This window comes from Okeania sp. SIO3I5, from assembly GCF_010672085.1.
In the GTDB taxonomy this organism is placed as follows: domain Bacteria; phylum Cyanobacteriota; class Cyanobacteriia; order Cyanobacteriales; family Microcoleaceae; genus Trichodesmium.
Map to the genome: position 1 here is coordinate 21,288 of NZ_JAAHHT010000033.1, position 13,154 is coordinate 34,441.

General features: G+C 34.2%; 12 protein-coding genes. 3 read left to right on the forward strand and 9 right to left on the reverse strand.

Features of this window, described 5'->3' with window-relative positions; translation table 11 throughout:
- Positions 1 to 6 precede the first annotated feature (6 nt).
- Together F6K40_RS10345 and F6K40_RS10350 are read left to right on the forward strand one after the other, a co-directional pair.
- Positions 7 to 567: a hypothetical protein gene (locus tag F6K40_RS10345; protein WP_293135084.1), complete on the forward strand. Its 561-nt coding sequence runs from the start codon at positions 7 to 9 to the stop codon at positions 565 to 567.
- Between the two features lie 374 nt (positions 568 to 941).
- Positions 942 to 3,518: a S1 domain-containing protein gene (locus F6K40_RS10350; protein ID WP_293135086.1), complete on the forward strand. Its 2,577-nt coding sequence runs from the start codon at positions 942 to 944 to the stop codon at positions 3,516 to 3,518.
- 151 nt (positions 3,519 to 3,669) lie between these two features.
- On the opposite strand, the gene ispF is transcribed toward F6K40_RS10350, so the two are convergent.
- Positions 3,670 to 4,158, reverse strand: a complete 489-nt coding sequence (ispF, locus tag F6K40_RS10355) for a 2-C-methyl-D-erythritol 2,4-cyclodiphosphate synthase (RefSeq protein WP_293135088.1) — start codon at positions 4,156 to 4,158, stop codon at positions 3,670 to 3,672.
- A gap of 111 nt (positions 4,159 to 4,269) precedes the next feature.
- Here ispF and F6K40_RS10360 point away from each other — a divergent pair, with 111 nt between their 5' ends.
- Positions 4,270 to 4,605 (forward strand): PqqD family protein, encoded by a 336-nt coding sequence (locus F6K40_RS10360; protein ID WP_293135090.1) that lies wholly within the window; start codon positions 4,270 to 4,272, stop codon positions 4,603 to 4,605.
- Between the two features lie 1,539 nt (positions 4,606 to 6,144).
- Here the strand turns inward: F6K40_RS10360 and F6K40_RS10365 are convergent.
- The 8 genes from F6K40_RS10365 to rnpA form a co-directional block, all read right to left on the reverse strand.
- A complete protein-coding gene (locus F6K40_RS10365) occupies positions 6,145 to 6,564 on the reverse strand; it encodes an SH3 domain-containing protein (RefSeq protein WP_293135091.1) in 420 nt (139 codons plus the stop codon).
- Between the two features lie 465 nt (positions 6,565 to 7,029).
- A complete protein-coding gene (locus F6K40_RS10370) occupies positions 7,030 to 8,529 on the reverse strand; it encodes an AAA family ATPase (protein ID WP_293135092.1) in 1,500 nt (499 codons plus the stop codon).
- Positions 8,530 to 8,674: 145 nt separating this feature from the next.
- The gene (locus F6K40_RS10375) at positions 8,675 to 8,842 is read right to left on the reverse strand and encodes a hypothetical protein (protein WP_293135093.1); all 168 of its coding nucleotides are present in this window, start codon (positions 8,840 to 8,842) and stop codon (positions 8,675 to 8,677) included.
- Positions 8,843 to 9,079: 237 nt separating this feature from the next.
- Positions 9,080 to 9,583, reverse strand: a complete 504-nt coding sequence (locus tag F6K40_RS10380) for a YceD family protein (RefSeq protein ID WP_293135094.1) — start codon at positions 9,581 to 9,583, stop codon at positions 9,080 to 9,082.
- 284 nt (positions 9,584 to 9,867) lie between these two features.
- Positions 9,868 to 10,371, reverse strand: coding sequence for a Jag family protein (locus F6K40_RS10385; protein ID WP_293135096.1), 504 nt, complete (start codon positions 10,369 to 10,371; stop codon positions 9,868 to 9,870).
- A complete protein-coding gene (gene yidC, locus F6K40_RS10390) occupies positions 10,371 to 11,519 on the reverse strand; it encodes a membrane protein insertase YidC (RefSeq protein WP_293135099.1) in 1,149 nt (382 codons plus the stop codon). The genes F6K40_RS10385 and yidC overlap by 1 nt, the downstream gene beginning before the upstream one ends.
- Before the next feature lie 313 nt (positions 11,520 to 11,832).
- Positions 11,833 to 12,219 (reverse strand): PH domain-containing protein, encoded by a 387-nt coding sequence (locus tag F6K40_RS10395; RefSeq protein ID WP_293135102.1) that lies wholly within the window; start codon positions 12,217 to 12,219, stop codon positions 11,833 to 11,835.
- Positions 12,191 to 12,598: a ribonuclease P protein component gene (rnpA, locus tag F6K40_RS10400; RefSeq protein WP_293135105.1), complete on the reverse strand. Its 408-nt coding sequence runs from the start codon at positions 12,596 to 12,598 to the stop codon at positions 12,191 to 12,193. Before rnpA ends, F6K40_RS10395 begins: the two co-directional genes overlap by 29 nt.
- Positions 12,599 to 13,154 lie beyond the last annotated feature (556 nt).

Consider the following 13,154-nt stretch of genomic DNA (forward strand, 5'->3'; position numbering starts at 1 on the left):
AAAATTATGACTGAATTTAGCGATCTAAAATCTTTTGTTGATTCCTGGGAAGATAGATTTGTTGAAGTAACGGAATTTGACATATTTAAACAAAGTCCTAATGGTAATATTAATACTGATGGAACTGCTGCTTGTTGCGACTCGCCAATTTTTACTAAATATCATCGTTATTTTAAACGATCAATTGAACCAGGAGTTAGAGATTTAACTATTGCTTTAATTCTGAAATTAAATTGTATAACTTATTCTAGTTGTGAAGGTCATTTTTCTACAAAAGATGCAGTTATGAGACAGAGATATGTAGCAGTTATGCCCCGCGATGAGGAGGAATATCAATGCTTATTTAATACTTTTAATCAAATAGCTGAATTGACAAACGAGAGATTTTCTAATAATCCAGTCAAAGTTGTTATGGGTAATGATAATTTAGAATTGGAAGGAAAAGTTATCAAATGCTTGACTTTATTTTTTGTGTCAAATAATGCTGATGAAGCTGAATATTTTCGAGAAATTGAACCTGTTTATGATTATGTTTTAGAGAATATTAATCAAAGCAAAAATCAGTAGATTCAATACTGATTTATACCAAGGGTGAAAAAAGAATGTTGCCAAAAATAAGGGGGATCATGCATACTTGACAAGAGATGCCCCTTTGACCCAAAAATAAGGTCTCAAGACTCCCCAATAAAGGGGATGAAAAAGCGGTCGTTTTTGCTAGCGCACAACTTTCCTGACGGAATGCTCCGCAAACATTAACGCCTGTCGCCGACATGTTTGCGGAGCGAAACGCCATATCCAATTTTTTCACGAATAATTTCTTATGACTATATAATCGAAAGCTGTTAAATAAGGAAGGAAGATGGTAACAATATGAGTTAGAGTTAATTTGAGGTTCTAAATAGTTAATTATTTCTAGGAAATATCAGGGAAGTAGCAAAAAAATGGTAACTGGTAAAATTAAATGGTTTGGTGGTTTTAATAATCAACGGCAAACCCGAAATAATTTTGGTTTTATTAATCTCGCAGAAGGAGATATCGATCGAGATATTTATGTTAACCGCCGTGAAATTCCACAAGATTTACAAATACTTTTAGAAGGAGATAATGGAGAAGGAGTCTATGTTTGTTTTGATTTGGAAGAAAACTCTCAAAAGTTTGAGGCAATAAATGTTGAATTAAAGAAATATACTGGAGTTGTCATTAGTTTTTCGGGGGGAACAGGAGAAATTGCCACAAAATATGATGGCTTTTTCCATTTTAAATCTTTTAAAGAATTTTCATCTGGAGACTATGTTTCTTGTGGTTTGCGCCATACCTCTGAGTCAGAGAAAAAGAAAGCTGTAAAGGTGAAAAAAATACTTCCTGATAGTGAATATAACGAAATTATTAATATATGTGTGAATAGCAATGATTCCAAGATTGCTAGATCTTTGTTCTTGGAATATGTAAATACTTTACCATCAGCAGAAGCAATACAAAAAATTATAGAAAAGCTCCGTCATTTTGACACTGAAACTAAAAGGATATTAACCAATAAAATTATTCGGGAATATGAAAGATTTTTAGTGGAATCTTCTGAGTTAAGAAACGAAATTATTAATATATGTGTTAAGAACAATGATTACAAAATTGCTACATCTTTGTTCTTGGAATATGTAAATACTTTACCATCAGCAGAAGCAATAGAAAAAATTATAGAAAAGCTCCGTCATTTTGACACTGAAACTAAAAGGATATTAACCAATAAAATTATTCAGAATTATGAAAACTTTTTAGTGGAATCTCCTGAACTGAGAAATAATTTATGTCTTTATGGTAAAAATGAGTTCACTAACTATGCTGATTTTATTAATAAATATCTCAAAGATACTAATACTAATGAATCTCTGAAGCAACAGCTATCAAATGAAGTTAGGGAAAAAATTCCTAGAGATACTGAAGAAAAACGTTCTATATACTGGGAAAAATTTGGCGATTTAGTAGAATATCAAGGCTTTCTGTGGAATATTGCACCTATAGAGCATAAAAGACGAGCTATACAAAACTTCTACAAGGAATTTTTTCAAATAGTCATTAACTTTAATAATTCTGATTATCTCTATGCTCAATACTTACAAGAAGATTGGAAAGAATTATATAAAAAAGTTAGAGAAAATAAGGATGATAAACAGCTAATAAAAGAGTGGGAACCTGCTATAAATTCAAATGAATTCAAATACGCTCAAATGGTTTCTGCTAGAGGAGCAGAAAGGCTAGTTATTAAATTTTGTCAGGCATTAGGATATGAAGTAGAAGATATTTCTATTCATCAGATTACTAAACAAAGCTCAGACTGGAAGCTAGCAGATATTAGACTGAATAAAAAGATTTTACTTGATGTAAAAAATTCTCGGTTTACTGTTAACTCAAAAGTTTACTCTGAGTTTTGTGTTCCTAAATTTAAGCAGGAACGAACAAATCAGGATCGGGAAAAAAAAGAGGTTTATATTGTTGGTGTTTTATCTCCTTATTTACAAAAGCGATTTATTGATGGAGAAGAACCACTAAATTTTACTGTAGAAAAACCAAAAGTTTTAGGTATTTTTTATAAAAAATCACTTGAAGAGTTAAAAAATATTGTTAATGACAAAGACAGACTAAAAATAGATTTATCTAGATTAGAAAATTTTTACAGTGATTCATCTACAACAGAAAATTATAATTCTTATTCGCCTAGGGGCAAAATTTCTAATTCTTATTTACCTCATTGGTTGTTTGACTATGGAGAAAAATTTTACGAAAAACAAATTAGAATAATTCAGGATTTTAAGAATTTAATTGCAAATCTATCAGATGGAGAAGTTCCTACTTGGGAAGATATTTCTATTGTAGGAATTAATCCTTTACCATTGTTTATTTTGGCTAGGGAAAATTTGCCTCAAAACTGGCAAAACCATTTACCAAAATGGAAGATTCAGTTTATAAATTATCTCATAAACATATCCCTATATCCTCAAAATAAAATAATCTCTCTATCTCATCTATTTATTTCTCTACTCAAGCATTTTTTACAGATGCTTGAAGAGAATAATTCAGAGTATAGTCCCCAAGAGTATTTAGATATTTTGTATGAAAATTCCCATAAAAATCATCCACTAAAAATTTATGATCCTTTGCAGACAATACACAGTTTCTGCAATACTTTACAAACTCTTTGGGAAAATCGAGAAAAAACAGAATTGAGCGAATTTAAGATGTTTAAGTTTAGACATGAAGGTATTTTGCAAGGGAAAAAAGCTTCCCATGATTCTTGGAAAACTATTATTGCTTACTGTGGTGGAAAGATAGAAAAGAAAGGCAAATGTGGCTATTCTCCCCTTATTTTAGGAATGCACGAAAGTTGTTCTTGTGGTCTCCTAATTTGTCCTGAAGAAAACTGTCAGTATTGCCAGAAAGATTGCCAATCTTATTTGTCGAGGAAAGAAAAAAATATTGTCGATCTTAATATTAAGAATAACTTACCGATGATTGAGTTTTAAAAACTATATATCTATGATTTTTGAATGCCATTTATAGTATTTTCGCGTAAGTCTTTAAACCCTAATTTATAAATAAGAAGTGAAAATGGGGTTTAGTTTCCAAACCCCTACAATTTTTTTTTCACGAATCATTTAGGATTGCTATTAACAGTTACAAACCCTCATATTTCTGTAGCAAAACCACTGCATAAGCAGCAATACCTTCCTCTCTACCTACAGGACCTAATTTTTCATTTGTAGTAGCTTTAATACTAACTTGACTTGCTTCTAGTTCTAAAGCAGTAGCAAGGCGCGATCGCATTTTCTCTATATGTGGTTTCAGTTTAGGACGCTCTGCCACTACTACGGAGTCAATGTTACTAATTTTCCAGCAGGCAGCATGAACTAAATGATTGACACGGTTCAATAACTCTATACTATCAGCACCAGCCCATTTTTCATCACTTGGAGGAAAATGATGGCCAATATCACCCAAACTTAGAGCGCCTAACATTGCATCCATAATGGCATGAGTCAGAACATCCGCATCGCTATGGCCAATAAGTCCCATTTCATGGTCAATTTTGATTCCTCCCAAAATCAATGGTCTTTCTGGCCCTAATTTATGAATGTCGTAGCCATTACCTATACGAAGGTTCATATTCTTTATTATTACTTAATAGAAAATAATTGTTTAATTATTGTATAGTATATCTTGCTATCTAAAAGCAGTATTTTTTGGAATTAATTTTATTGGTATTAGAGGTAAGTTGTGAACATTTCATTCACTCAAAAAGTATCATTCACTAATGATTTTTTCTTAGCAGAAGATGAGGGAGGAATTTTTGTAGTTAATGCTCAACAAGAAGGTGAAGATTTTCTCTTAGATGATGTAGCAGCTAAAATGTTATTTGCCTTAATCGGAGCTGAGTCGATCCAAGAAGCTTATGAGGATATTTTGGAATTGGAAGAAGTCGATCCAGAGCTGTTGAAAAATGATTTGTTAGAATATATTGAGGATTTAACAAATGATGGAATTGTGAAGATTATTGACCAAGAAAAAAGTTTTTCTCATGCTCAAGAAGATGAAATATACATCAATTCTTAAGTCTGATTTAGGTAATAAATTTGTAGGTTTTAGGGAAAAAGCATCTCCCTTATTTAGAGGAGTAAGATGCTCCTAATACTGAACAATTAAATCTTGATAAGTGAATCAAATCCTCTGGCAATGTACGGGCGATTTCCTGCGGAATGCGGAGCAAAAGCGAATCGCCCGTACATTAAAAAACCGGGTTTATGGGAGACAAATGTTAGTAAGGGTAGGGTATTTTATATAAACCCGCTTCCTGTGCTTTATTTATACCTACACTACCGGATTTGATATGATACTAATTCCCAAAAATAATGCTATACTTGTGTAAAACTTCAGTTATTAAGTAATATCATGTCCGGTTGAATAGTTATAAATAAAAATGGAGGAGTCAGGAGTAGTAGGGGCTTTCCGGCCGTTTGCTTCGCATAACTATCGTTAACGCCCGTACAGGAGTCAGGAGGGTTTCTTCCAGTTGTGACTTAACTCTATACACAAACGATGCTACCGGACATGATATAATTAAGCATTGGTAATGCATGGCTATGATTTTTCTCGCATTGTAGAAACCGGGTTTGTATCAGATGTTGATGACTTAATGATATTTGTCTCGAACAAACCCGGTTTCTCATAACACGCTCGTCATTATTTCATAGCTCGATTCACCCGCAAGTAATTAATATAATGTCCGCTAGTATCCTTTGCGTAAACCCAAGTCTGAGTATAGCGTTTCTCAAATTGGTGAGATACAGTTTTAGATCCCCCCTGCCCCCCTTAAAAAGCTATGCTTTATAAACATTTTTCTTAACATAAAACTTGACAACATAGACAAGTTATGTTTTAGTCTTGAATCGGCTTTTTCAGGAGAAAAGTGTATTGAAAAACACACTTTTTTATGAATGTAGACAGAATTCTTCCTCCCCCTCCTCCCCACCCTCCCACAAGGGTTTCAAGAGTTCCTTATAAGGGATAGCTTAAAAAGGGGGGAGTCTTCAAAGTCCCCCTTTTCAAGGGGGATTTAGGGGGATCGTAACTGTACCTCATCTTTATGAGAAATGCTATATCTACAGAAAATTCAAGTTTTTCCTTCTTTTAAAACTTCTCTCCTAGAGAACTAAAGCATTCTTCTTTTTCCTTCTCTTAAAGCTTCTTCCTTACTTTCGCGGTTACCGAATAACTAATCATTATTAATTGTTAATTGTTAATTGTTAATTGCTGAAAATACCAATGCTATTGGGCATAATATAAGATCATGTCCGGATAATTAGCTATCAAAAAACTTTCTCCTTCTTCTCCTCTTCTTCCTCTTTCTTGTTTCTTTCCTCCTGACTCCTGTAGGGGCGATTCGCTTGCTCGCCCCTACGACTCCTGACTCCTCAGTCGTATCGTTATTTATAACTGTTCAACCCGACATGATATAACAACAGAAAAATAACATTTTCGATAATTATTAACTTGTTAATGTCAATTATTCTTGTGTTTAATTCTCTGTACAGACGTTGCATACAACGCCCCTACCTGCAACCCTACTCCTCTGCTCAATAAAAAGTTGACAATCTAATCCAACTTTTCAGTATTACCACCGGAAACCCAACCTATACGATCGCTCCCATCATCTACCCGAACTTTTTGCCATCTCTGATCAGAAGTCTCTTCCAAAACTATAACTTCCTCTTGATAAGAAATACCTCCGATCCGATTAGCATTTCTGCTAGGAGTATCCCGAAGAATCAAACCAATACGTTCAACCACGATCGCCCTATAAGTTCCAGGAGCTAATTCATTTGTAGTGTTCGTTGGTTGAGGAGACGTACTAACTTTTTGGACTACAGGTTTTTCATTTTTAAATATTGGTTTTTCTGGCGTTCTTGTTAGTTTAGCTGCAAAATATAGAACTGCTGCTGCACTAGCTCCAGCAAGTAATAGTATTGCTAAAATAAACCCTACTAAAAATTTGAAGAATCCATACAAATTCATAATTTTTCAGTTTTTTCAAGGGAACAGGGAATAGGGAACAGGGAACAGGGAATAAGGAGCAATTTAACAGAGAAAATAATTTTTATTATAGCTGATGAACGAGACTTGATGTTATATCAAATTCCCTGTTACCGAATAATTAAGGTGAAAATTCTCTCCTTTCAATTTCAATGAGAAAAAAGAAAAAAATTTCCTTTTAACCAATCCTCTTCTTTTTAATAAGAGGTAATTATTAGACATATCCAGAAAAGAGGAAACAGGGAACAGGAAAGAGGGAGCAGAGAAGAATAATTTATAATTTATGGATAAGAATTGATTTTACTTTTGATTTTTGGAGATGTCTATTAATTATTAATTATTAATTATTGAACTGCCACCTAAAAATTTTTACTTTATTAGTCATAAATTACTTTTGAATTTTGAATTTTGAATTTTGAATTGCATATAGAACTATAATAGTTATATTTAAAACTTACCTTTTAAGCCATCATACCTAGAAGCAAGACGTGCTTTACCTGCTGCTGCCCAATCTTGTAAAAACTTAATTTGTTCTTCAGCAGTTCTTGCTAAAGGAATAATTTGACTAGCAGACTCCAAGATATCATCAGTAGTAAACTCACGATTTTGACTAAACCCAATGTGCATAGCTTCTACTAAAGATTGCTCTATTTCTGCACCAGAAAAATCAGGAGTTTCATAAGCCAGTCTATTTATATCATAACTTTTAATATTATGAGGTCGTAACCGAGATAAATGTACCTCAAAAATAGCTTTTCTTTCTTCCTGGTTAGGTAAACCAACAAAAAATATTTCATCAAACCTACCTTTTCGTAAGATTTCCGGTGGCAAAGCTTGAATATTATTAGCAGTAGCTACCACAAACACAGGAGATATTTTTTCAGCTAACCAAGTAATAAAAGTACCAAAAACACGACTCGTAGTACCAGCATCTCCTTGACTCTTAAATCCTGCAAAACCTTTATCAATTTCATCTATCCACAGGACACAAGGGGCCAACGCTTCGGCAATAGAAATCATCTGTCGGGTACGAGACTCCGACTCTCCCACCAAACCACCAAATAAACGGCCCACATCCAAACGTAATAAAGGTAAATGCCAATGATGAGCGATCGCCTTAGCGGTAAGAGATTTACCCGTACCCTGTATTCCTACCAAAAGTAAACCTCTCGGATGAGGTAAACCATATTGTCTTGCTCGTTCAGAAAATGCCCCTCCTCGTCGTAACAACCAATCTTTCAAATTGTCCAAACCCCCAATATCGGAAATATTTTCACGAGCAGGATAGAAGTCCAATATTTGAGTTTGACGAATAGTTTGACGTTTTTCTTCTAAAATTAGATCAACATCATCAAGCTGTAACTCTCCGTGGGTAGCGATCGCCTTAGCCAAAACTCTTCTAATTCTTTCAATAGATAATCCTTGAGCTGCCCTAACAACTTCATCTAATAAACGTTTTTCTAAAGATTTACCCATTCCCACTAAAAGGCGTTCTACTTCTTGGGAAATTTCTTGACTATTTGGCAGTGGAAATTCTACTATTGTAATAACCTCAGTTAAATCTTCAGGAACAGATATTTCTGGTGCTAAAATAACTAAATTTTTTGGTTGAGATTTTAACTTTTTCACCAAATTTCTTAGCTTTCTAGAAATAGAAATATCTTCCAAAAATCTCTGAAAATCTCGCAAGATAAAAATTGCAGGTGCTGATTCCGGCAACTTTTCTACAAGTTCTAACCCTTGAAGAGGATTTCTTTTGCCAAAACCTATATCATTAGGATTATTTTGATATCCTTCCACAAAATCCCATACATAAACTGCTCTATTACCTTGTTTTTTTGCTGATTCAGTAATTGCATTTTCTACCCGTTCTTCTTCCCTAGTCTGGATATAAATTATTGAGTACCGCGAACGTAATAGTAGTTCAAATTCTGCTTGAAAATTCATAATATTTTTTTTAGTTACAGAAGGTTGTATGTATATTTAATATTTAGTTTTTTGAGGAATTCAGAAAACATTTTTATCGGCTGTTTTCTCTAATACTAACTAATATAATTTCCCGATAATTAGCTTAAAAAAACTTTTTCCCTTCTTACTTTTTTTCCTTCTGCCTTTTACCTTCTCCCCTCTGCCTTCCTTTACCTTGTTTTTTTGCTGATTCAGTAATTGCATTTTCTACCCGTTCTTCTTCCCTAGTCTGGATATAAATTATTGAGTACCGCGAACGTAATAGTAGTTCAAATTCTGCTTGAAAATTCATAATATTTTTTTTAGTTACAGAAGGTTTTAGATGTATTTAATATTTAATTTTTTGGGAGTTCAGAAAACATTTTTATCGGCTGTTTTCTACAAGAATAACTAATATCATTTCCCGATAATTAGCTTAAAAAAACTTTTTCCCTTCTTACTTTTTTTCCTTCTGCCTTCTGCCTTCTCCCCTCTGCCTTCCTTTCAATTTCATACTTAACAAGCAACTTTAACATCAAACTATCAATTCTTAATTGAGCTGGCCTTTAATCGCTTCTAAAGCTGCCCATCGACTGTCTAAAATTGATGATGAAGTATTCATACCAGACAATTTTATACCTTGGCAATTTTTGTCGCATAACTTTCTGGGAGGAACTGCTAAACAAATCTGCTCATATACCCATTCTTGAGGATTAAAATCTCCATCTGGAGGCAAAGTTTCTACTAAATGTTCCACAGAATTTTCTGCCTCTATCTGAAAAAACTCTTTTTCAATTGTCACTTCATTTAACCAAATTAATTCTTTTGGAGCGATCGCCAATTTATAGTTATACTGCTTTAAACATCTATCACAAGTGAGGGTAATAATCGTTTCTGATTTTCCTTTAACTTCCAGATAATTTCCATGATGAGTTACTTGTAAATAACCCCTAACTGGAGTTAGTGTTTCCAAGTCTGATATAAACTCTTCAAACTTTATAGATTCAGTCCTATCCGTTTTTTTCAACAGATTAGGAATAGATATTAATTCCATCTTACTCTACCTCTCTTATTCCTTACCAGAAATTCAGAATTCTGCACTAAGAATTCTGAATTTACTGTACTCAAATTAATATTTTTAATCTCTACAAATCATAATTTTCTCCCTATTTTTCCTATCTTTGGCTATACCAATTCACATTAAAGATGTCATAAATAGTTTCAAATTTTAAGTGTGAAATAATTTTCTGAAACTATTATGTCGTCTTTCATGTCGCGCAACGAAAAGTCTTGACTGTTGAATTTTGACTTTTGAATTTTGAATTCCGTGAAACGGTATTAGTTTCTAATTTTTACGACTAAACGGCGGTCTGGTTCCTGTCCATGACTGTAAGTTTCTAGGTCTTCACATTCCTCAAGCATAGTATGTATTTGACGGCGTTCCGTAGAAGATAGAGATGTTAACTCATACTCCTGACCAGTCAAACGTACTCTTTTAGCTGCATACTCAGCCATTAATAATAATTCTTGTTGGCGACGAGCTCGATAACCTGCTATTTCCACAGTGTAGGCCAAATGTTCTTCTGAATCATTATTATTTATATTCAGAATTGTATTGGTGAGGTATTGAATAGCATCGATAACTTTACCATCAACCCCCTCTAGAACAGAAACTTGTTCTGGTGTCAGGTTAGTTTCATCTATTATCAACCAACAAGAATCTTCTTGTTGTTGAGCTATGACTTTTGCGGGAATTTTTGCTAAGTTTAGCAATTTTTCTAGCCATTGCTGTCCTTCATCTAATCCTCGATCTTCTGTATAACTATCACTCATTACTACCATTAAGCTTTCTTCTTAGAACGTCCTGGTTCAAAGGGTAATGATTGTCTTCCCTTTCCTGTTTTTGTTGTTTTTGGTTGTGACTCTTCTACTAATTTCTGAACATCATCAGGCAATGGTTCTTTGGATAAGATAAATGCCTGAAAAGTTTGAAATATGTTAGCTATCAACATATAAAGTAGCACGCCAGCCGGCAAGGGAGTAAACAGAAATATTCCTGAAAATAGAATTGGAGTAATTTTGTTTATAGAGTCTTGATTTGGATTAGCATTGTTAGCACCAGGTCCTTGACCTGATATTGTCTGACTAGCATATATGCTCACTCCAAAACCAATCACCATAATTAATATATCCCAGTGAATCGCCCCATTGTCATCAAAGGCACCGACACGTCCCAGAGCTTTAATAAATAAAAATCCTTTATTTGCTGCAATTCCGGGAATTGTACCTTGAATTGTAGCTTCACCTGATTGTAAAGCTACTAAATTACCATCTCCATCTATTTGAACTCTTTCAGAACCTTTTGTTACAGTCCATGTAGGCTGAATTTCAGATTGATTATATTCCTCCATTAAACTGTTTAAAGATTTACCTTCTCCCGTTTGAAATTCAACCTTAGTTTTATCTCCAACAACTAACTTATTACCATTAGGACTCAAAGCCAAAATTGGAAAGTGAACACCATCAGTAACATATATATTTTGAGGTGAAGTTGTATAAGCTTGAGGTTGAATTCGCTCTAGTTGTTCTTGAGGAAATATTTGTAAATCTACAGTATAATTAATATTAGTAAAAGGCGACCCACGCAAAGTTGCAAATAAAGCAAAAAGTATAGGCATTTGAAACAACAGGGGTAAACATCCTGACAATGGATTAAACTCCTTCATAAGTTTAGCCATTTCTTCCTGCTGTTTTTGTGGATCGTCTTTATAACGTTTTTGAATCTCTTCTTGTCTCTTTTTCATCAAAGGTTGCGTAACTTTCATCTTACGCATATTCCGAATTTGCCCAGCATTTAATGGGTAGAGACTTGCGCGAATTACAAGAGTTAAAGCTACGATCGCTAAACCATAGCTTGGTACGATCCCGTAGAAAAAATCTAGGATCGGAAGCATTATATTGTTGGAAAGAAACCCGATACCAAAATCCATTATTTTCTGTCAACCTTGGGGCTGGTGATACTTTTAATTTTGACTATTTGAAATTATTTATTACTACTAATTTCAATATCTACTTAACTACATATTATAAATCTAATAATCCATCCGTTTTTTTATCTAGATTAATATTATATAGCAGGGAATAGGTAAATGAATAATGAATAATGAATAATGAATAATTACCCCTGGTTAAAACCATCGGATTGAATCAACTACGGGAATCTCCTAGCACTTTTTTCTCCTTAAAAGGAGAGGCTTGAAACCTCTAGGGATTAATTATCAATTATTAATTATTAATTATTCATTATTCATTATTAACAGCTTTTGGAGTTTTTGCCGTCATCTTTTCAGTTATGTAAGCTTCAATTTCTCTAAATCTTGGTATTGCCCTAAGTTCTAAGCGAGTACCATTTCTCAGGACAATTGCTATATCCCCCCAAGCACCTAATCCTCTGGGTACTTTGGCAACTTTGACAATTTCTGAATAAACAATATCTGTACGATCTTGTCCCATCCAGCCGCCTGTTACTGAAACTCGGCGATTAGTTATCCGATATCTTAACCATAAGGCCCGAACCACAGCCGCAACAGTTAAAGGCAGGCCAATTATTGTTAGGCCAATTAATAAATTAAAAATCAAATCTCCTATATGGGGACCACCCTCATAGTAGGCTTCCTCTCGAATACCCATGCAGCACCTCCGCTTGTGCCAATAACTTCTCTAATTGTTGCAGAAATTCATCATAATTGCACTGTTTGGCTGTTGGTTTGACCACGATTACTAGATCCCATCCTCTTGATATACATGGCAACATTTGGCGCAAAGCTGCTCTAATTTGGCGTTTAATTCTATTTCGGACTACTGCTCCTTTGCTCACTTTTTTGCTAATAGAAATGCCTATGCGAGTAGGTTTATGAGTTTCCCAGCTATCTGTATCTTGAGGCAATTCTTGGCTCTGCTGATGACGCAAAGCCCTTAAGGCCAGATGAGAAGTATTCTTACGAATTCCTTTCTGATATACAATAGTAAAGTCTTGATGACGACAAAGCCTGCTTTCTCTAGGCAACATGATGAGATTTTTTGATATTTGTCCTCTTAGAAAAAATGTGCTTAAAACGAGTAATTGTCTCTATTTCTTACATTAAAGATAATAAGTTTTTGAGGTATATTAATACACCTCAAAAAATCTGGTCATGCAAAAAATTGGACCTCGGTAGCTCCCGTTTGGCACAAAATGCGTAAAGTTGGCCTCGCCCAGTTATTTTGGCTTTTTCCGCTCGACACACTGGTTTTTCAAATCTCTTTACCTGTTTAATGCCGAACAACAGAAGCTCAGAACTGGCCTTGCATCCCAAGGTGTTATGACCTTTCAGGACGTTTACTTTAAAAAAAGTGGGCTGGACTAACCATGTTCGCGACTTGAGTGCTTTGATTAGATTTGTGGTTAGTCTACATCTAGAAAATCACAATTGTAATTATCTTACAAAAATCATCAATTATTTTCCCTTATCAAAATAATTGGGTTGCGCCACCCCGCCAAGATCGGCGAAATATTTTTGGAGCGGGGATCAAACCCCTGTTACAAAAATAACTTCTGACTTCTGACTTCTAACTTCTAACTTCCT